The 17,194-nt window shown below is 42.6% G+C and carries 19 protein-coding genes, 4 tRNA genes and 1 pseudogene; 13 read left to right on the top strand and 11 right to left on the bottom strand.

Annotated elements, in window-relative coordinates:
* The first annotated feature begins 101 nt into the window (after positions 1 to 101).
* Entirely contained in the window at positions 102 to 1,178 is a 1,077-nt protein-coding gene (locus tag HUZ36_RS11375; protein WP_128730824.1) for a sensor histidine kinase, read from the top strand.
* A complete protein-coding gene (locus HUZ36_RS11370; protein WP_125254225.1) occupies positions 1,156 to 1,884 on the top strand; it encodes a LytR/AlgR family response regulator transcription factor in 729 nt (242 codons plus the stop codon). Before HUZ36_RS11375 ends, HUZ36_RS11370 begins: the two co-directional genes overlap by 23 nt.
* 3 nt (positions 1,885 to 1,887) lie before the next feature.
* Here HUZ36_RS11370 and HUZ36_RS11365 read toward each other — a convergent pair whose 3' ends face one another.
* From HUZ36_RS11365 to HUZ36_RS11345, 5 genes are all read right to left on the bottom strand, one after another.
* Complete coding sequence (locus HUZ36_RS11365; RefSeq protein WP_125254224.1) at positions 1,888 to 2,145, bottom strand: YheU family protein; 258 nt, start codon at positions 2,143 to 2,145, stop codon at positions 1,888 to 1,890.
* 4 nt (positions 2,146 to 2,149) lie between these two features.
* A complete protein-coding gene (locus tag HUZ36_RS11360; protein ID WP_147390650.1) occupies positions 2,150 to 3,142 on the bottom strand; it encodes a hydrolase in 993 nt (330 codons plus the stop codon).
* 257 nt (positions 3,143 to 3,399) lie between these two features.
* Positions 3,400 to 3,546, bottom strand: a complete 147-nt coding sequence (locus tag HUZ36_RS11355; protein WP_010374526.1) for a hypothetical protein — start codon at positions 3,544 to 3,546, stop codon at positions 3,400 to 3,402.
* A gap of 158 nt (positions 3,547 to 3,704) precedes the next feature.
* Positions 3,705 to 4,154: a TIGR02444 family protein gene (locus tag HUZ36_RS11350; RefSeq protein WP_176032899.1), complete on the bottom strand. Its 450-nt coding sequence runs from the start codon at positions 4,152 to 4,154 to the stop codon at positions 3,705 to 3,707.
* Positions 4,148 to 6,076, bottom strand: coding sequence for an ATP-binding cassette domain-containing protein (locus HUZ36_RS11345; protein ID WP_176032898.1), 1,929 nt, complete (start codon positions 6,074 to 6,076; stop codon positions 4,148 to 4,150). Before HUZ36_RS11345 ends, HUZ36_RS11350 begins: the two co-directional genes overlap by 7 nt.
* A gap of 337 nt (positions 6,077 to 6,413) precedes the next feature.
* Here HUZ36_RS11345 and HUZ36_RS11340 point away from each other — a divergent pair, with 337 nt between their 5' ends.
* Positions 6,414 to 6,614 (top strand): YheV family putative zinc ribbon protein, encoded by a 201-nt coding sequence (locus tag HUZ36_RS11340; RefSeq protein WP_147390647.1) that lies wholly within the window; start codon positions 6,414 to 6,416, stop codon positions 6,612 to 6,614.
* Positions 6,615 to 6,641: 27 nt separating this feature from the next.
* On the opposite strand, the gene HUZ36_RS11335 is transcribed toward HUZ36_RS11340, so the two are convergent.
* Positions 6,642 to 6,854 carry a SlyX family protein gene (locus HUZ36_RS11335; RefSeq protein WP_125254219.1) on the bottom strand — a complete coding sequence of 71 codons (213 nt, stop codon included), beginning with the start codon at positions 6,852 to 6,854 and terminating at the stop codon, positions 6,642 to 6,644.
* The gene (locus HUZ36_RS11330) at positions 6,851 to 7,864 is read right to left on the bottom strand and encodes a WD40 repeat domain-containing protein (RefSeq protein WP_147390646.1); all 1,014 of its coding nucleotides are present in this window, start codon (positions 7,862 to 7,864) and stop codon (positions 6,851 to 6,853) included. Before HUZ36_RS11330 ends, HUZ36_RS11335 begins: the two co-directional genes overlap by 4 nt.
* A 266-nt stretch (positions 7,865 to 8,130) precedes the next feature.
* Between HUZ36_RS11330 and fkpA the strand changes: the two genes are divergently transcribed.
* Complete coding sequence (gene fkpA, locus HUZ36_RS11325) at positions 8,131 to 8,886, top strand: FKBP-type peptidyl-prolyl cis-trans isomerase (RefSeq protein WP_125254217.1); 756 nt, start codon at positions 8,131 to 8,133, stop codon at positions 8,884 to 8,886.
* 99 nt (positions 8,887 to 8,985) lie between these two features.
* Here the strand turns inward: fkpA and rsd are convergent, their stop codons facing one another.
* Positions 8,986 to 9,456 carry a sigma D regulator gene (gene rsd, locus HUZ36_RS11320; RefSeq protein WP_125254216.1) on the bottom strand — a complete coding sequence of 157 codons (471 nt, stop codon included), beginning with the start codon at positions 9,454 to 9,456 and terminating at the stop codon, positions 8,986 to 8,988.
* Between the two features lie 464 nt (positions 9,457 to 9,920).
* On the opposite strand from rsd, the gene hemE reads away from it, so the two are divergent.
* Positions 9,921 to 10,985, top strand: a complete 1,065-nt coding sequence (hemE, locus tag HUZ36_RS11315; protein ID WP_125254215.1) for a uroporphyrinogen decarboxylase — start codon at positions 9,921 to 9,923, stop codon at positions 10,983 to 10,985.
* Positions 10,986 to 11,140: 155 nt separating this feature from the next.
* Here the strand turns inward: hemE and HUZ36_RS11310 are convergent, their stop codons facing one another.
* The 3 genes from HUZ36_RS11310 to HUZ36_RS11300 all read right to left on the bottom strand — a co-directional run bounded on the left by HUZ36_RS11310 (position 11,141) and on the right by HUZ36_RS11300 (position 13,572).
* The gene (locus HUZ36_RS11310) at positions 11,141 to 11,311 is read right to left on the bottom strand and encodes a hypothetical protein (protein ID WP_176032897.1); all 171 of its coding nucleotides are present in this window, start codon (positions 11,309 to 11,311) and stop codon (positions 11,141 to 11,143) included.
* Positions 11,312 to 11,361: 50 nt separating this feature from the next.
* Positions 11,362 to 11,532, bottom strand: a complete 171-nt coding sequence (locus tag HUZ36_RS11305) for a hypothetical protein (RefSeq protein WP_176032896.1) — start codon at positions 11,530 to 11,532, stop codon at positions 11,362 to 11,364.
* Positions 11,533 to 11,724: 192 nt separating this feature from the next.
* Complete coding sequence (locus HUZ36_RS11300; RefSeq protein ID WP_176032895.1) at positions 11,725 to 13,572, bottom strand: M1 family metallopeptidase; 1,848 nt, start codon at positions 13,570 to 13,572, stop codon at positions 11,725 to 11,727.
* A gap of 180 nt (positions 13,573 to 13,752) precedes the next feature.
* Here HUZ36_RS11300 and murB point away from each other — a divergent pair, with 180 nt between their 5' ends.
* The 8 genes and pseudogenes from murB to HUZ36_RS11260 form a co-directional block, all read left to right on the top strand.
* Entirely contained in the window at positions 13,753 to 14,772 is a 1,020-nt protein-coding gene (murB, locus tag HUZ36_RS11295) for a UDP-N-acetylmuramate dehydrogenase (RefSeq protein WP_147390643.1), read from the top strand.
* Entirely contained in the window at positions 14,759 to 15,751 is a 993-nt protein-coding gene (gene birA / locus HUZ36_RS11290) for a bifunctional biotin--[acetyl-CoA-carboxylase] ligase/biotin operon repressor BirA (RefSeq protein WP_176032894.1), read from the top strand. The genes murB and birA overlap by 14 nt, the downstream gene beginning before the upstream one ends.
* The gene (locus HUZ36_RS11285) at positions 15,748 to 16,446 is read left to right on the top strand and encodes a type III pantothenate kinase (RefSeq protein ID WP_176032893.1); all 699 of its coding nucleotides are present in this window, start codon (positions 15,748 to 15,750) and stop codon (positions 16,444 to 16,446) included. The genes birA and HUZ36_RS11285 overlap by 4 nt, the downstream gene beginning before the upstream one ends.
* Positions 16,447 to 16,564: 118 nt before the next feature.
* Positions 16,565 to 16,640: transfer RNA gene (locus HUZ36_RS11280), tRNA-Thr, on the top strand.
* A gap of 47 nt (positions 16,641 to 16,687) precedes the next feature.
* Positions 16,688 to 16,772 (top strand) — tRNA-Tyr (locus HUZ36_RS11275).
* Positions 16,773 to 16,816: 44 nt separating this feature from the next.
* Positions 16,817 to 16,891: transfer RNA gene (locus tag HUZ36_RS11270), tRNA-Gly, on the top strand.
* A gap of 13 nt (positions 16,892 to 16,904) precedes the next feature.
* Positions 16,905 to 16,980 (top strand) — tRNA-Thr (locus tag HUZ36_RS11265).
* 137 nt (positions 16,981 to 17,117) lie between these two features.
* Positions 17,118 to 17,194 (top strand): annotated as a pseudogene (locus HUZ36_RS11260) (GTP-binding protein); the annotation flags it as partial.

The following is a 17,194-nucleotide window of genomic DNA, read 5'->3' as shown; positions in this document are numbered from 1 at the left end:
TAACAAGTTGGCCTCTTTGGGACAAGTTTTGCGGTACTATTTATTAATTTTCAGTATGATGGCCTCCAACCAGATAAAAGATAAAAAAGAGGAGGCCACCGATGCGTACATATTGGAAGTGTCAGATTTTTGTGTTCTTAGCAATGATCTCAACCAACATGTTTACTGCAATATTAATGTTTGATCTCGGTGATGAAAGATTATTTCTACTATTCCTTCGCACGATATTAGGTGCACTTAGTTTTATATTAATTAGTCACTTTGTACTTCGTAATTTTGCGAAACGCTGGGCAGTATATCGAGGTAAAGCGAGAGCGAACCTCCTTACATTGATGCTGATATCACTCATATGTGCTCCTTTGCATTTTGCGCTCGGCGTCAAACTTGTGAAGCAGGTTGTTACAATAGAAAGTACGGAAGAAGTGTCTAGTCTAAGAATTCAAGACAACGATGAAGCGCTCGGAGGGGAAACAGTAAAAACCAGTGACTTGGCGACACTAATATTTTACATCGGCTACTTTTGGCTTTGGTCAGGTTGCTATTTGGGGATTGTTACAAGGCGGGAAAAGAGAGTGTTAGCAAAGCAACTTCAAGAACAACAGTTAGCCAATTTGATGAATCAGGTAAACCCTCACTTCCTTTTCAATTCCTTGAATACGATCCGAGCGTTGATTTATCAAGATAAAGACAAGGCCGCAGAAGTGGTAACTCAGCTCTCAGAGCTATTTCGCTACAACTTAATGCAGGATATGCGCGCACTGGTCACCTTAAAAGAAGAGTGGAAAGTATGTGAGGATTTTCTTGGTATAGAACAAGTGCGACTAGGTAAGCGCTTATCGGTTACAACTCAGGGACTAGAGAGCTTTTACAATATTCATATCCCCAGTATGTCGCTGTTTACTTTGTTAGAAAATGCGGTGAAACACGGTATTGCACATCTGCCAAAAGGGGGAGAAATTGCAATTCAGGTGGTTAGAAAAGCGCAAAATATTCACATCTCAATGACTAACCCGTATGATGCCACTCGTGTTCAAACCGGCACCCAGCAGGGGCTAAAGAACATTCAAGCACGTTTAGCCTTGATGTATAACAAGAGTGCAAAGTTAACAGTCAATGATGGAGGTGGGCTTTTCCAGGCCACATTGGAGATCCCGTATGAATCAAAAAACAACAATTAATGTGATGCTGGTTGACGATGAGCCGTTAGCAAGGGTGGAATTGAATCGCTTGCTAAAAGCTCACCCGCAAGTGAAAGTCGTTGCTGAAGCTGAAAACATTATGGACGCGGCACAATTACTAGAGCTACATACGATAGATGCCTTATTTTTAGATATTGAAATGCCTGGCGGTACAGGCATTGAGTTGGCGCAGCAACTGCAAGGCGAAATACCTATTGTGTTTTGTACTGCGTATAACGAGTTTGCTGTCGACGCTTTTTCTCTCAATGCAGTTGATTACTTATTGAAACCAGTGGTGGCTAATCGACTGCAAACCGCACTCGACAAGCTTCAGGCTTTGACCGACCAAAGCGAGTCTGCTGCTCTTGAGGATGAGTTTAAACTGATGGTAAAGATCGCAGATAAAATGAAGATTATTCAGCTTGGTGATATTACACGTTTTGAGAGTATTGGTAATCACGCTGCTATTTACACCGCTCAGGGTAAAGCTTACCTTCACAGCTCGTTATCTAAAATTGAAAGTAGGCTCAATCCTAACCAGTATTTCCGCGCAAGTCGTAGTGATATTATTCGCTTGGACGCCATTGAAGAGTTAGAAGAAACGATTAACTATGGTTTACAAGCACAGCTTACCTATGGTGGTGAAGTTGAAATCTCTCGTCGCCAAGCGGTTAAGCTTAAAAAGCAGATGAGTTTGGCGCTATAGCGCCTACTCTATGCTTTGATACTCGTAATCTTCCTGGGCCTGCATGGCTTGAAACTGCTGCTTACTCACAATATTTACCGATTCGTGTAGCTCAGAGAAAACGATAAGTGCATCGCCTGATTGCAGCTGTGCTTTTACTTGTGCAACTTTGCTTTCGGTACTGACCTCAATATCCCCATAATCAGTACCTTCACGTAGTACATAGTGTTCAATGAGATTATCTAAGGTTTCAGCTGGAATTTGCTGATATGGAATGAGCATACTACTAAGCCTTACAATTAAATTGACGTAAATATTGTGGGATCACACTTTCTAACCAAAATTGGGGTTTGAGGGGGTTCTTTCCCGAGATAAACCCTACGTGTCCACCTTGCTGACTCACAGCGAGTGTCACAGCAGAATTAACCTGTGCGAATGTCGGAACCGCTTGAGCAGAAAGCATGGGATCATCTTCTGCGTGGATTATTAGAGTTGGCGTTGTGATGTCACTTAAATAAGGTTGTGCACTCGCTTGGGCATAATAATCTTCAGCGCCCGCAAAGCCATGCAATGGGGCGGTTATTTTATCGTCAAACTGCCAAAGGTCATTAATGTTACGTAGCGCCTCTTGGTCAATATTTATTTGAGATTGAATGACATCGAGTTTGCGGGAGAAGGATTTTTTCATTCGATCTAGTAAATATTTTTGATAGAGCTTAAAACAGCTCTTTCGGATCACTTGGCAAGAAGAAGATAGATGATAAGGAGCTGAAACTGCGACTCCGGCTTCTAGGCCGCTGTGTGTTTTGCTTTCACCTAAGTATTTTGCCAGCACGTTACCACCAAGTGAAAAGCCTACAGCAAAGAGTGGGCGTTTGGGAAAGCGTGCTTTTAATGTACTGATAAAGTAACCAAGATCTGAAGTTTCACCACTATGATAGGCTCTAGGTTGACGGTTTGCTTCCCGTGAACAATTACGAAAGTGCATTAAAACGGCATCGAAACCCGTGCTTACGAGTGATTTCAGTAGTCCCTTGGCATAAAAGCTATTTATATTTCCCTCGAGACCATGTAAAACCACCACCAGTGGCGCGTTTCTATCTCCATGCTTGGCCCATGCTAGTTCTAGAAAGTCATCATCAGGCGTTTCTAGCGTTTCATAGTTTACTGGTACATGTAATCTAGGCCTAAAAAAGCGTGGCAAGATGGTTTGGGCATGGCGATTGCGCATCCACCAAGCAGGCTTGAAAGTTAAGTCACTCGTTGTCATGGTTTTCATGGCTTGATTCTTTATAGAAAGTACGTTGGCTTTTGACTATAAGTGGTAAATTAAGGATTTTATCCACGTTTCAAAACAAGTTTTCAGCAGTTTAACGTATATTTCTACAGGGGTTAAGCAAATAAAAAGCACCCGACCAGTAAACTGATAAGGTGCTTTGTGCGTCGTGCTTAATTCTTATAGTTGGGGAACTACACAGAGCCGATTTTGTACTACTTATTCTGCAATCGTCTCTAGGTAATACTTTTAAATCTGTTTTATTGTTCGTTAGGTACTTCAGCATCCATGACTTTTTTGATGAAGAAATAGACGTAATAACAGCACAGCAAAATTACAATTCCTAAAAAGCCAAAAGACAGAAACAACACAGGGTCGGAAAAAAAGTCTCTAAAGAATACGTTCATGGCTGTGCCTCCTAATTTGTCGATGAGTAAATAGTAGTGGAGGTATGAGGGGCTTGATATGATCAAGATCAAGTTTCAACCCCAAGCAAAACTAAACTAAGTGAAAGGCTTGATCTCGATCAGTTTTTGCGCGCTGAATAGGTTACGAGCGCACAGCTTCAATCATTGACTGGAGCAAATAATGCTGTGTACTCATTGTCACTGAGGTAATGTCTAAGATTACTGCCTTGTTGTAAGGGATAAAGGTGGCTGTGTTGCAGCACCTCAAGCAACAAAGCTTGCTGACGCTTCTCCAGTTCCAGCTCCGCAGTCAACATGGCAGCTCTGAGTTGCAGATAGTCTTCATAGTGATGATGTTGTGCTTTAAGGAGGCTGCGAATGCGGCGTTGTGGTTGGAGTATGATTTCGTCAAAGTGCTTGCACGTCTCAATGAGTGTTGAGACAGCTTCAGGCTCGACTGTCAGTGCCAATTTATCTAGATAACAAAGCAGCAAGCACAAGTTAATATTTTTGCTTCCATTATCCTGTAAAGCCAATAGCCGCGCCTGCATTTCAGGACGGCTATAAAATTCACAGGAAAATAGCCAAAAGTCTTGCCGACTTAACATATTTCTCCTGTTGTATCGAAGTGATTTTGCTTTTCTTCCAACTCCTCTAGCGCCATTAGTAGCGCTTCTTCGGTGTCATTGAGTTCTGGTGTCACGGTAGCTTGTTTTGCTAATAGTTCGCTTAATTTAGCCTTATTTTCATCGGTATATAAATTGTTGTCAGCGAGTGCTGTTTCAATTTCATCAGCCTGTTCGGTGAGCTTATCTAGCTGCTTTTCTAGCTTTTCAATCGACTTTTTAAGAGGTTGAGTGGCTTTTCTAAACTCTGCCTCAAGGCGTTTTTGCTCTTTTCTATTCGCATTGGAATGCTGTTTTGGTTCAGCCTCTGTGGTGGCGGACTTGGCTTGCTCTTTATTGGCATTCATCAGCCATTGATAATAAGCCTCTAAGTCATAACCAAACTGTGAAACGCTACCATTATCAACGAGATAATATTCGTCAGCAGTGTTTTTTAGCATATGACGATCGTGAGAAACCGTGACCATTGCCCCTTCAAAACCCTGTAATGCCATCACTAACGCATGTCGCATTTCTAAATCTAAGTGGTTGGTTGGCTCATCGAGTAGCAGTAGGTTTGGTTTTTGGTAGACCAGCATTGCCAGTACCAGCCTAGCTTTTTCACCACCTGAAAATGGCGCAACAGGCTCAAGTGCTTTATCACCGTGAAAGGCAAAACCACCCAAGAAGTCCCGAATGACTTGTTCTGGTGCTTTTGGGTCTAGCCGTTGGATATGAGTGACGGCACTGGCTTCAAGGTCTAGAGACTCCAGCTGATGCTGAGCAAAATAGCCGACATTTAGTCCTTGGTGCTGAAATACTTCACCTGCTTGTGGGGTTAAGTCGCCAGCAAGTAACTTAATGAGTGTCGATTTACCAGCGCCGTTACGGCCAAGTAAGGCGATTCGACTTCCTGGGACTAGATTAAGCTTTATGTCATGCAAAATGGTAATATCACCGTAACCTGCTTTAGCCTTCTCCAATGTCATTAGTGGGTTCGGTAAGCTAGTTGGCTCTGCAAATTCAAAATTAAAGGGTGAGTCGGCATGAGCTGGTGCAAGCATTTCCATGCGTTCTAGGGCTTTTACACGACTTTGTGCTTGTTTCGCTTTACTGGCTTTGGCTTTAAAGCGAGTAATAAACTTTTCTAGGTGCGCGATAGTTTCTTGCTGCTTCTCAAAAAGCGCTTGATGTTGTGCCATACGTTCGGCTTTTTGGCGCTCAAACTGAGAGTAGTGGCCCTTGTATACGTTGATTTTTTGTTGATCAATATGCCAAATCTCACCAACAACAGCGTCTAAGAACTCGCGGTCATGAGAAATGAGTACCAGCGTACCTTGATAGCCACGCAAAAAGCGCTCTAGCCAGTATACCGCATCTAAATCTAGGTGGTTGGTAGGTTCATCCAACAGCAATAAATCGGCATCGCGGATCAAGGCTTGTGCAAGGTTTAAACGCATTCGCCATCCACCAGAGAAGTCGCTGACGGCAAATCCAATCTGCGCATTGCTAAAACCTAGGCCGTGAAGTAACTCTCCCGCTTTAGCTTCGATACTATAGCCTTTGATATTTTCTAGTTGTTGGTGAGCCTTTGCTTGGCCTTCACCATCGCCATCCTGTTCAGCTTGTTGTAGTTGTGTTCTAAGAGCATAGTATTCAGGATGCCCTTGCAATACATATTCAAGTGCGCTGATAGACAGTGCCGGAGTTTCTTGTTTTACCGATGCAGTAGACCAGTCTTTTGGAATGCTAAAATCACCAGAATCGAGTTGCAACTCGCCTTTTAGTAGTGCAAAAAGAGAAGATTTACCACACCCATTGGCGCCTACTAGGCCAGCTTTATGTTGGGGGTAAAGTGTCGCATTTGCCTGTTTGAGTAGTGTTTTACTACCACGAAGTAGCTCGATATCAGTGAGTTGAATCATAATTCTAAAAGTCTGTTTAAACTGTGTGCATGATAACACGGATCGGTTCGTTGACTTCAAGCGTATCAACACAAATAAAATTAGGATAAAATAACGGCTAATTGGTACCAATTGGTCTTGATACTTGCTCAGTTTGAAAGCGTAGATGAAACGCTAACGGCGCTAAGATTTATTATTTGGAACATCTAAATAAGAAATTTTTGTCAAGCTTGTATGGAGTAGGCAATTGGGCGTTAGCTGGATGCGGTAACGATGTTATCGACAAGGTTTTCTCGCTTCAAGATTGAAAGCTTAATTAAGTGAATTGGTATAACTCGGTATTCTTAGAGGTGTAGAGTTGAAAGTGAAAAAGCGCTTTATTGCGGGGGCATCATGTCCGGAATGCCAAAAGCTAGATGTCATGATGCTTTACAAAGAGCATGATGTGGAAAAGGTGGAGTGTGTTGAGTGTGGTCATATCATGACACAACCAAAGGATGCGGTGCAGGCCTCCACACGCCAATTTGAGCAAGTCATTGGCGTGTTTACACCGGAGTAATCATTACTCCGGTCAGCATTGCTTTCATTAGTAATGCGGTGGCGGCGGCTCTTGGTGTTGCGGCATCAATCCAGGGTCTCTTCCTTCCTTCATTTTTTCAGCCAGCAATTCTATTTGCCTTTGCATTTTTGCAAGGCGTTGTTGGTGCGCCTTCAATTCTTCGTTTAATGTTTCTATAGTATCTTCTTGAAAGGCAAGCTTAGCCTCAAGCTCGGTAATTCGATTGTCGATTTCATTCATGGCTTTTCTACCTGCGCAAATTTTTCCAGCAGGCCGCTGGAGCTTTCAGTTAACAGTGCAGAGTCATTTTCTTGAAAGGCAACGTCAAACACGACCGCTGACTTCGGACGACTTCCTTCTCGTGGCTGCACGCGCCAAGTTTGTATGCGTTCACCATCGCTTACTCGCCATAAAGCCAGCTCGCGATTGGGGGAACCAGTTGCTAATAAAGACGCGTCTTGATTGAAGCGTACTGCACTGAAAATTTTCTGGCGAGCAATATACTGTAATTGTGCTTTAAGATCACCAGAAGTTAGTTGCCAAATACTGGCTTTTTTCATGCTGTCAGCTGTAAACGCAAAGCGCCCTTGTTCGTCTAGCGCAACTTTCGTGACTCGACTCGGATGATTAAAGCGATGAATGACTTGCCCTGTTCTGGTATCCCAAAAATAAGCTGCATAATCATTTCCTCCAGTTAACGCAAAGTGTCCGTTTGGGGACATGGCAATAGAGTTAATATTTTCTTGATGACCAAGGAACTCTATACGCCTACCGCTTTCTAAGTCGAGGTGGACAACAACGTTATCGCTACGAGCGTAGAGCACGTATTTGCCTGCATTGCTAATTGCGATGTCTCTGATGGTGCCTGATTCAATCTCGAAATATCCTAGGTTTTGGCCGTTCTCAAGGCTCCAAACAGCAAAGGTATTATCATTGGCTGTAACGGCAGTGGAGTTATCATTTGCCAGTGCAAGTGAGTGGATAAGGTCATCACTGGCATTAGAGTGACGCCATTGATATTTAAGGCCTTGCTCTTGATTATCCCAAAGTACGGCCCCATGCTCTATGGAGGAAACTAGGCTATAGTTGCCATCGGCAGAAAGTGCCGCTGAAAATGCGCCTCTGCTGGCGTGTTCAATGGTCAAAATAGACTTTGATATATCGGGGCCACAGCCCACTAATGCGCTAACGCCTAGCATAATTAAGCTAGCAAGGAGACTTTTCCACTTGATGTTGACGAGTTTGACCATAAATGGGGTAAATCCTCCTTAACTCCAAAGTCTACAACAGGTAAACTAAAGGCATTAAAAACAAGATATTATTTTGATACTAGCGTATTAAAAGCGTAATGTCGTTACGTAATAATGGCAAGCAAATGGATATTGGCATTCTTATTATAGAATGGTAATGTGGCTAGCACCTTTTCTTATTAATATAAAATTAACAATGACACCGAATATCAAGCTCTGTTGTGTGAGCATCAGCCTTGGTAGTAGGAAATGTCGGAGAGTGTAGAATGAAACAGACAATTAAACTGTCACTCGTTGCCGCTTCAGTATTAGCACTGGTAGCATGTAACAAACAAGCAGAAGAACAAAAACCAGTTGAAGTAAAGCTGGACACTGAATTACAACAGCAAGCGTACGGAATAGGTGCTTCTGTAGGTAACTTTTTACAAAAAGATCTAGCAGATAAAAAAGAGTTAGGCGTTGAGCTTGACCAAGAGTTATTAATGCGTGGTTTTAAAGACGCATTAGCTGGTGAAGCAAAGTTAGACGAAGCAAAGATCCGTGAAGTACTTACTGCACTTGATTCTTCAGTTCGTGAAAAGCAAGCTGCAAAAGCTGAAGCTGACGCTGAAAAGAATAAAGCAGAAGGTGAAAAGTACCTAGCTGAAAACGCGAAGAAAGAAGGCGTAAGCGTTACTGAGTCTGGTCTTCAGTATGAAGTGTTAAGTGAAGGTGAAGGTGCAAAGCCAGTTGCAACAGACATGGTTAAAGTACATTATAAAGGTACTTTGCTAGATGGTTCTGAATTTGATAGCTCGTATGCACGTAATGAACCTGCAAGCTTCCGTTTAAATCAAGTTATTGCTGGTTGGACTGAAGGTCTTCAGCTAATGACGGTAGGTTCAAAGTATAAATTTACTATTCCTTCAGAGCTTGCCTATGGCACGCGTGACCTTGGTAAGATCCCTGCTAATTCAACATTGGTATTTGAAGTTGAATTGTTAGATATCGAAGGCGAAGCTGAAGAGAAAGCAGCGGAGTAATAGAGGTACGTATTAATCTCTAAAGATCAATACGTACAATCAAAAAAGGTGAGTACTCTATGGCTCACCTTTTTTGTTGTTAGGACACCCGCACTTTAATTATTCAGTATGATTAGAATAAAGATTATCAATTAGCTCGTCTTCCAATTGGAAGCGTAGCTCTAATGTCTCACCTAATACAGACAAGTCATTATCAAACTCTGCAAGATCATGAGTTTCTTGATTTATCTCTGCGTATTTATCGTTGAAATCAAGCGCTGTGTCAGTTGTTTCTGTGATCCTTGGATACAGCGACTGTGCAAGCTTGGCACTTTCAGGTCCTTTCTCCTGACAAGCTTCGACGATGTTGTCATAAATCTCAAAGTGACCAGCTGAGAGGTAATCCATTAAAATTTGGCAGAATGATTGAATATCAACCTGCTCTGGCAGTGCTTTACCATTTCGTGTTGGTGAGCATCCTGCGACTTTATAATATAAAACCAATAGTTCCTGACGCTCTGCTAACCATGCATCAATTACACTATGGCTACCTCCCCATTTTTGTTGGGCTTGTTCTAACTGCGAAAGCATAGTGACTCTCCTTTAGCGGGTTACCTACCTCTATGGAAAGGGAAAGCGCACAAAAGGTCAACCAATTTTTTCTGAAAAAGCCGAAAAAGATCAAAAGATTATTGGTGTAATAATAGGGAATGTTAACAAATTCATGGAGATAAAAATAAAAAACCACCAAAGGAGTTCTTTGGTGGTTCAAAATAGCAGTTTAGCTTGTTGCGTAATATTGTTATTTTTATAGTGAAGGTGTTTTGTTGTTATTTTTGTAACGCCATATTTTTATACCAATCTTTTAATCGTGTTGCAATCAGTTTAATTGTATGTTTCTAGATTAATTTGTTAAGCACATGAATTTGTTCCTAATAAAGTATGCCTTAATCTAGATCATAGACCCAGATTCTTGGGGATAGTTTAGATAGTGCCCATGTGTACTTAGTGATACAATCGGCATAATTGATTTTTAGTATTGGAACTGAGACGCTATGAGCGAATTAAAAAACGATCGTTATTTACGAGCGCTATTAAAACAACCAGTTGACGTCACACCAGTATGGATGATGCGTCAAGCTGGTCGTTATCTGCCAGAGTATCGTGCGACAAGAGCACAAGCTGGTGATTTCATGAGCCTTTGTAAGAATGCAGAGTTAGCTTGTGAAGTAACGCTCCAGCCACTTCGTCGTTATCCACTGGATGCGGCAATTTTGTTCAGCGATATTTTGACAATTCCAGATGCAATGGGGCTAGGGCTTTATTTTGAAACTGGCGAAGGTCCTAAATTTGAGCGTCCAATCCAATCACTAGATGATGTTAAAAAGCTACCTAAATTAGACCCAACAGACGAGCTTGGCTATGTAATGAATGCGGTGAGCACAATTCGTCGTGAGCTTAAAGGTGAAGTACCACTTATTGGTTTCTCAGGGTCTCCTTGGACGCTAGCGACGTATATGATCGAGGGTGGTAGCAGTAAAACCTTTGGTAAGATTAAGAAAATGGCCTTTGCTGAGCCACAAACATTACACTTACTACTGGATAAAGTCGCTGACTCAGTTATTGACTACCTTAATGCCCAAGTGAAAGCTGGTGCGCAATCGCTAATGATTTTCGACTCTTGGGGTGGGGTGCTAAGCCCACGTGATTACAAAGAGTTCTCACTACAATACATGCACAAGATTGTAGACGGTCTTATTCGTGAAAATGATGGTCGGAAAGTACCTGTGACATTATTTACGAAGAACGGCGGTCAATGGATTGAAGCTATTGCAGCGACAGGCTGTGATGCGGTTGGTCTTGATTGGACAATTGATATTGCTGATGCGAAGCGTCGTGTCGGTGATAAAGTCGCATTACAAGGCAATATGGATCCGTCAATGCTACATGGAACACACGACCGTATTCGTGAAGAGGTGCAGCATATTCTAGCGGGCTTTGGTGAAGGTAACGGTCACGTATTTAACTTAGGCCATGGCATTACGCCTGATGTTGACCCAGAAAACGCGGGCGTATTTATCAATGCGGTTCACGAGTTTAGCCGTCAGTACCACAAATAAGTTAGACCAATCACAGTCAGTGTAGGCGAGCTAACTTTAGGTTTATAAAACTTTCCTTGTCTCTAAATTCAGAGGCAAGGAAAGTTTTTCTCACTTCAGCATAGACCAGTTAATAAAGATAATTGGTATAAAACATCAGTGATTGGTGTTCTCAGTTATTTACTCACTGTAGGTTGAGCGCCATCGGAACCACCACCTTGTGGTTTAATCGTCATCTGGATATACTGAGCTCTAGGTTGAGCACCATCACCACCGGTACCACCACCAGAAACTTGCTTGAGCATTGTTGGCTTAAGGTTGAGGATGTTTCTCTTCTTTAATTTCATATTGTTTTCCTTTTTTATATAAATATATGAATAGACACAATATGGTGTGATTAGCGACTCGGTTGATCGCCATCACCAGTAGATGCAAAAGGCTTTAGGTGTGAGTCAGGGTTGTGTACTTTCACTTTGGATGGTTGAACACCATCACTTGTGATACCGCCATAAACCTGTTTTAACTGCGATGTGAGGATGTTTTTTAACTTTTTCTTTTTTAATTGCATTGTCATTTCCTTAACCTTGTACCTTTATGGGTTCCAATACGTTAACTCAGTTAAACTTCGATAGCAATAAACTTTGTATTAAAAATAAACAGTGTCAGGGAAAGGGAATAATGTTTTAAATTTGGATTAAGTACTGGCTTAAAAGACAGGCAGCCAAGTAAATGGAGGCTGCCTGTGTTGGAAATATAGGGGTTACTTAAATAAAGCGTCGATAGTGCCCTGAGCAAGTGGATGGTACCCAGGTCGTGCTTGTTGATAAACACGATAAGCCCAGTCACGTTTGCCATTGTTAATGAGTGATTTGTATAAATTCACAATAAGCTTACGGCGCCCAATACTTACTAGATGCTTTTCAAGATCTGGGTAAATAGCCTGATAGCCGTTACCTACTGCTAGCATGTACCACGCAAACGCGCGTTCTGCGTTGGTCGATTGTGTGAGCTGAAATGCTTTGTCCAATGCTTCCATGCGTTCGATGGCAAGATCTCTTGGTAAGTTATTAATAAAGTGCAGCCATTCATGTACCGTCCAAGCATCGGTTGGTAGGTCTGCAAGTGTTTTTTCATCTTTTAGCCAAGCTTGAGTGAGCGCATCCACTTTTTCGAAAGCATCAGAAGTAGGATTTGGGGCGTCGCTTGGTAAACCTGGCTCATAGATCCATTCTTTGGCTTTTTCTAAGCTGACGATACCAGGATATTGCTGTAGCAAGTTTTTGTCTAAGTAAGCAACAAACTCATCGGTAGTCAGAGATTTAAAAGAGAAGGTGTTAAAGTAGGTTTTAACAAACTTGTCGAACCTGTCACGACCAAACTTTTCCTCAAGATAGATAAGGAATAGTTGCCCTTTTGTGTAAGGTACTGAGCTAAACGCATCGTCAGGATCGCGACCATTAAGCTCCAAATTCATGCGTGTATCAGGAGCCGCGATGGTTTTTAGTTGAGCGCGTAGGCTCGCCGCATCCAGCGCCTGCTCCATCACCGCACGGTCACGACCAAACACTTCTTCCATAATGCGGTTTTCAACGTAAGAGGTGAACCCTTCGTTTAGCCATAAGTCCTCCCATGTCGCATTGGTGACTAAGTTGCCAGACCAAGAATGTGCTAACTCGTGTGCGATTAGGTTTACTAAGCTTTTGTCGCCGGCCACAACGGTTGGTGTGATAAATGATAGGCGCGGATTTTCCATACCACCAAATGGGAAGCTAGGTGGCAACATGAGCAGGTCATATCTACCCCAAGCGTATTCACCGTACATGGCATTGGTTTTGTCGATCATCGCTTGCGTATCGTTAAATTCTGCGACCGAGGCATCAAGAATTTGTGGCTCTGCAAAAATTGCAGTTTGGTGTGACATTTCTTTATATTCAAGATTACCTGCACCAATAGCGATCAAATAGGGTGGTATTGCTTGCGGCATATCAAACCAATAATCGCCATCTTTGATAAATGCGCCAGTATTATCTGCACTCATTACCGCGCGTACATCTTTAGGTGTTTGCACTCGAGCTGAATAAGTGACGCGCATTGCTGGCGTATCTTGCACGGGGATCCAACTACGAGCATGAATAGCTTGAGACTGGCTATACATAAATGGGTGAGACTTACTTGCGGTTTGCTGCGGTGTTAACCACTGCAAGCCAGATGCAACAGGCAAACTGTTGTAGTAAATACGCGCTTTCTTAGCTTGCTCTTTAAAGTGAATAGTTAACTTTGCACCTTTCACATCATCGCGCTTGGCAAGATCAAACTTTGCGATATGCCAGTTGCCACTCTTGCCTTGATACATCACTTTGTCGATTTCGAGATCGCGTGTATCGAGTACTAACGTTGTAGCCTGACTGTTTTGCCAGTCTAGTGTATGTTCAACAAACCCCTCTAGTTGCTTATCATCAAAATCAACATCGAGGTCTAAATGCAGGTGAGTGGTGATGACGTCATTAAGATTGGCATAAGTGTGCTCGTCAACTGCTGCATTTACATTAGCAGTGTGGACAAGGCCAGCCATGGCAAGACTGAGTGTCAGTGCAGAAAGTTTAGTCATAATGCTGCTCTTATAAAAATAATATTCCCAATTAGAATGGCTAACATAACTAATTTCTAACTATTTAAACAGCATAAGCCGATAGGTAACGTAAAATGCTGGGCAAGATGACATTAATGCGCAAGTCAGGGCAATGCGCTACACTAGCGCCAGTTTAGTTTATATCAACAAGGTGCTGCAGTGATTAGTTTGCAGTCTTATCACACATTTTCACTACCATCAGGTTGTGAGTCACTTATTGTTATTGAAGACCCAAAGGAGCTCGTTCAGCTCAACTATGACCAAGCTTTCTTTTTACTTGGAGAGGGCAGTAATACGATTTTTCTTGAAGATTATGCTGGTGTGGTGATTAAGCTTGCGACCTCAGGTGTCAATATTGAGGCTCGGGATGACCACTACTTAATTCGTGCGGCTGCTGGTGAGAATTGGCACCAATTGGTATTAACGCTACTCGAACAAGGTATTGGCGGCCTAGAAAATCTTGCTTTGATCCCCGGCACGGTTGGTGCTGCACCAGTACAAAATATCGGCGCCTATGGTGTCGAAGTATCACAATATATCACTGCGGTTACGGGCTTTGACATCACTCAAGGACACTTTACGACACTGAGCAGTACGGAGTGTCAATTTGGCTATCGAGATTCGGTGTTTAAGCATCGTTTAAAAGACAAGTTTATTATTACCGAAGTCACGTTTGCATTGCCCATATGTTGGCAACCAAAGTTAAGTTATGGTCCTTTGCAAAACCTCAGTGGTGCTGCAACTGCAAAAGATGTGTGTGATGCAGTAATTGCAATACGAAACAGTAAGCTTCCCGATCCTTGTAAGCTTGCTAATGCTGGGAGCTTTTTTAAAAACCCGATTGTTGATAAGGCATTTGCTGTGCAATTGCAATCTATGTTTCCAGACATGCCTGTATTTAAAGTAGATGAAAATAGTGTAAAGCTCGCAGCTGGCTGGTTGATTGACAAGGCCGGCCTCAAAGGATGCCAGCGTGGCACTATCCGTGTATACGAGCAGCAAGCGCTAGTATTGGTACATGAAGGTGGCAGTAGTGGGGCGGATCTGAAGCAGCTAGTTAGCCACATTCAAAGAACCGTTTGGCAAAAGTTTGCGGTAAAGCTGGAACATGAAGTGCGACTTATCGCAAAGCAGGGGGAGTGTCAGTTGCAAAGTGTGGAATGTCATGAAAACATCTGATCATAAAAAGCAAACAATTTTAGCGGCACTAAATCAAGGCACATTTATCTCTGGACAGGAGTTAGGTGAGCAGCTTGGGATCAGTCGTGCAGCTATCGCCAAACATATTACAGCACTGCAAGACATGGGAGTGGACATCTTTCGGGTTAATGGTCGGGGGTATAAACTCAATTACAGTCTGCCATTGATCAATCAAAATAAGTTAAATAGCCTTTGGCAGCAACAGTTTCATATGGATTGCCCCATTGAGTATCATGCGATTGTTGATTCTACCAATAGCGAATTAATGCGACGTCTACAAAGTGACCTTAATATGGCTTCTGGTCATGTGTTGGTAGCTGAAATGCAGCAAGCCGGAAGAGGGCGCAGAGGTCGAACATGGCAATCACCATTTGGTGCAAACCTTTATTATAGCTACTACTGGATGTTTGATGCTGGTATGCAAGCGGCAATGGGATTATCTATTGCTGTTGGCTTAGCTGTTTATGACGCATTGAAGGTATTGTATGGGATTAATGTCGAACTAAAATGGCCAAATGACATTTATCTAAACCAACAGAAACTAGCGGGTATCTTGGTCGAGCTTGAAGGGCAGGTTGAAGGTCCTTGTCATTTGGTAATAGGAATAGGACTGAATATTTGTATGCCAGAATCAGCATCTAAGCATATTGATCAAGCGTGGACAGATCTGCAAACACACATAGGCTCAATTGATAAAAATCAGCTTGTGGTGCAGCTAACTCATTCTTTATCTGAGCGCCTCGTGCAGTATAAAGAGTCAGGACTTAAGGAAATGGTTTCCCAGTGGAACAGATTAAATGCTTTCAAAGGTGAGCTTGTAACACTAAGTACAGGTCAAAGACAGTGGTGCGGTATTTGCGAAGGCATTGACGCACAGGGCGGAATACTGTTGAGGCAAGATGGTGAATTAAAAGCTTTTTATGGTGGCGAAGTTTCGCTAAGAAAGGTGACATCGTGAAACTGCTAATTGATGTGGGAAACACCGCTGTAAAATATGCGGTTGCTGATGAAGACAACATTCGCGTAGTAAAAGAGAATGATATTGAATGGCATAAAATAACATCCATTATTTGTTCACAGGTAGGTAAAGGAACAAATTTACAAGCAATTAATAGCCGAGCTGCTGAGTTTGCAATTCCGCTAGAGCAGGCTTATGTATCTTCAGCACGGGCTGGTGTTACCTGTGCATACCCTGCATTTCAGAACTTGGGAATTGATCGCTGGCTGACTGTACTTGCAGCTCATGCGCTTTATCCAACACAAGATGTAATTGTAATTGACTCAGGTACTGCGACCACTGTAGATGTCGTTACCGCACAGGGACAGCATCTAGGTGGTTGGATTGTACCTGGTCTCGATTTGATGGCTACAAGTGTCACCGCCCGAGCAGAACGCGTTTTTTGTGATGATAACACGCCTTTTTTAGCTGAATTTGCGAAAAATACACCAGAGGCAGTTAAAAATGGAGCATTAGCGGCAACGATTGGCTTAGTTCAGAGCGCAAAGCTGCAATTAGATAACAAGTCTGCGTTGGTTTTATGCACCGGGGGTTATGGAAAATTGATAAAGCAGCATGTGGATCTTGCTGTTTTTGATGACCTGTTAGTATTCAAAGGACTCTTGGTTTGGTGGAAAAACCCACAACAATTCTAAAAATGTCATGGTTTTGGCTTAAATGTGAGCACTTGAACAATAAATTTAAACTTTTTTGCATATTCCTGTTGCATCAAGTCAGCGGTTGCTCTAATATCTCGCCCCGTACTAAAGCAGTGCCGACTTAGCTCAGTTGGTAGAGCAACTGACTTGTAATCAGTAGGTCATCCGTTCGACTCGGATAGTCGGCACCATCTTTTTACCCTATTTTATAGGATGCTTTAGGAAAGAATTTTTACGTGGAGGGGTTCCCGAGCGGCCAAAGGGATCAGACTGTAAATCTGACGGCTCTGCCTTCGCTGGTTCGAATCCAGCTCCCTCCACCACTTTATTCTTGACGGTTAGAGGTAGTTAAGAACAGGTTCCTAAAGCGGGCATCGTATAATGGCTATTACCTCAGCCTTCCAAGCTGATGATGCGGGTTCGATTCCCGCTGCCCGCTCCAGTTCGTCTGGCGTGCTGATATAGCTCAGTTGGTAGAGCGCACCCTTGGTAAGGGTGAGGTCGGCAGTTCAAATCTGCCTATCAGCACCAGTCTCCGAAGAATCTTCTCAAATACTTCCTTTGAATTGTCGAAAAAATATTTATAATAGACTGAATAATTCTAGTCCACATTCGTCGTGGATTATTTTTATATGTAATCTAGATACACAAAACTTATAGGTTTCGTCATGGCAAAAGAAAAGTTTGAACGCGTAAAACCGCACGTAAACGTAGGTACAATCGGCCACGTTGACCACGGTAAAAC

This window comes from Pseudoalteromonas sp. McH1-7, from assembly GCF_013366255.1.
Taxonomy (GTDB): Bacteria; Pseudomonadota; Gammaproteobacteria; order Enterobacterales; family Alteromonadaceae; genus Pseudoalteromonas; species Pseudoalteromonas peptidolytica.
Note: the sequence above shows the minus strand (reverse complement) of the source record. Positions and strands in the feature narration are given on the sequence as shown.

Coding starts and splice junctions, on each gene's coding strand:
- fkpA (WP_125254217.1), top strand. CDS start 8,131: ATGAAACAGACAATTAAACTGTCACTCGTTGCCGCTTCAGTATTAGCA.
- HUZ36_RS11360 (WP_147390650.1), bottom strand. CDS start 3,142: ATGAAAACCATGACAACGAGTGACTTAACTTTCAAGCCTGCTTGGTGG.
- birA (WP_176032894.1), top strand. CDS start 14,759: ATGAAAACATCTGATCATAAAAAGCAAACAATTTTAGCGGCACTAAAT.
- HUZ36_RS11300 (WP_176032895.1), bottom strand. CDS start 13,572: ATGACTAAACTTTCTGCACTGACACTCAGTCTTGCCATGGCTGGCCTT.
- HUZ36_RS11355 (WP_010374526.1), bottom strand. CDS start 3,546: ATGAACGTATTCTTTAGAGACTTTTTTTCCGACCCTGTGTTGTTTCTG.
- HUZ36_RS11345 (WP_176032898.1), bottom strand. CDS start 6,076: ATGATTCAACTCACTGATATCGAGCTACTTCGTGGTAGTAAAACACTA.
- HUZ36_RS11330 (WP_147390646.1), bottom strand. CDS start 7,864: ATGGTCAAACTCGTCAACATCAAGTGGAAAAGTCTCCTTGCTAGCTTA.
- rsd (WP_125254216.1), bottom strand. CDS start 9,456: ATGCTTTCGCAGTTAGAACAAGCCCAACAAAAATGGGGAGGTAGCCAT.
- HUZ36_RS11350 (WP_176032899.1), bottom strand. CDS start 4,154: ATGTTAAGTCGGCAAGACTTTTGGCTATTTTCCTGTGAATTTTATAGC.
- HUZ36_RS11335 (WP_125254219.1), bottom strand. CDS start 6,854: ATGAATGAAATCGACAATCGAATTACCGAGCTTGAGGCTAAGCTTGCC.
- HUZ36_RS11365 (WP_125254224.1), bottom strand. CDS start 2,145: ATGCTCATTCCATATCAGCAAATTCCAGCTGAAACCTTAGATAATCTC.
- hemE (WP_125254215.1), top strand. CDS start 9,921: ATGAGCGAATTAAAAAACGATCGTTATTTACGAGCGCTATTAAAACAA.
- HUZ36_RS11370 (WP_125254225.1), top strand. CDS start 1,156: ATGAATCAAAAAACAACAATTAATGTGATGCTGGTTGACGATGAGCCG.
- HUZ36_RS11310 (WP_176032897.1), bottom strand. CDS start 11,311: ATGAAATTAAAGAAGAGAAACATCCTCAACCTTAAGCCAACAATGCTC.
- HUZ36_RS11375 (WP_128730824.1), top strand. CDS start 102: ATGCGTACATATTGGAAGTGTCAGATTTTTGTGTTCTTAGCAATGATC.
- HUZ36_RS11305 (WP_176032896.1), bottom strand. CDS start 11,532: ATGCAATTAAAAAAGAAAAAGTTAAAAAACATCCTCACATCGCAGTTA.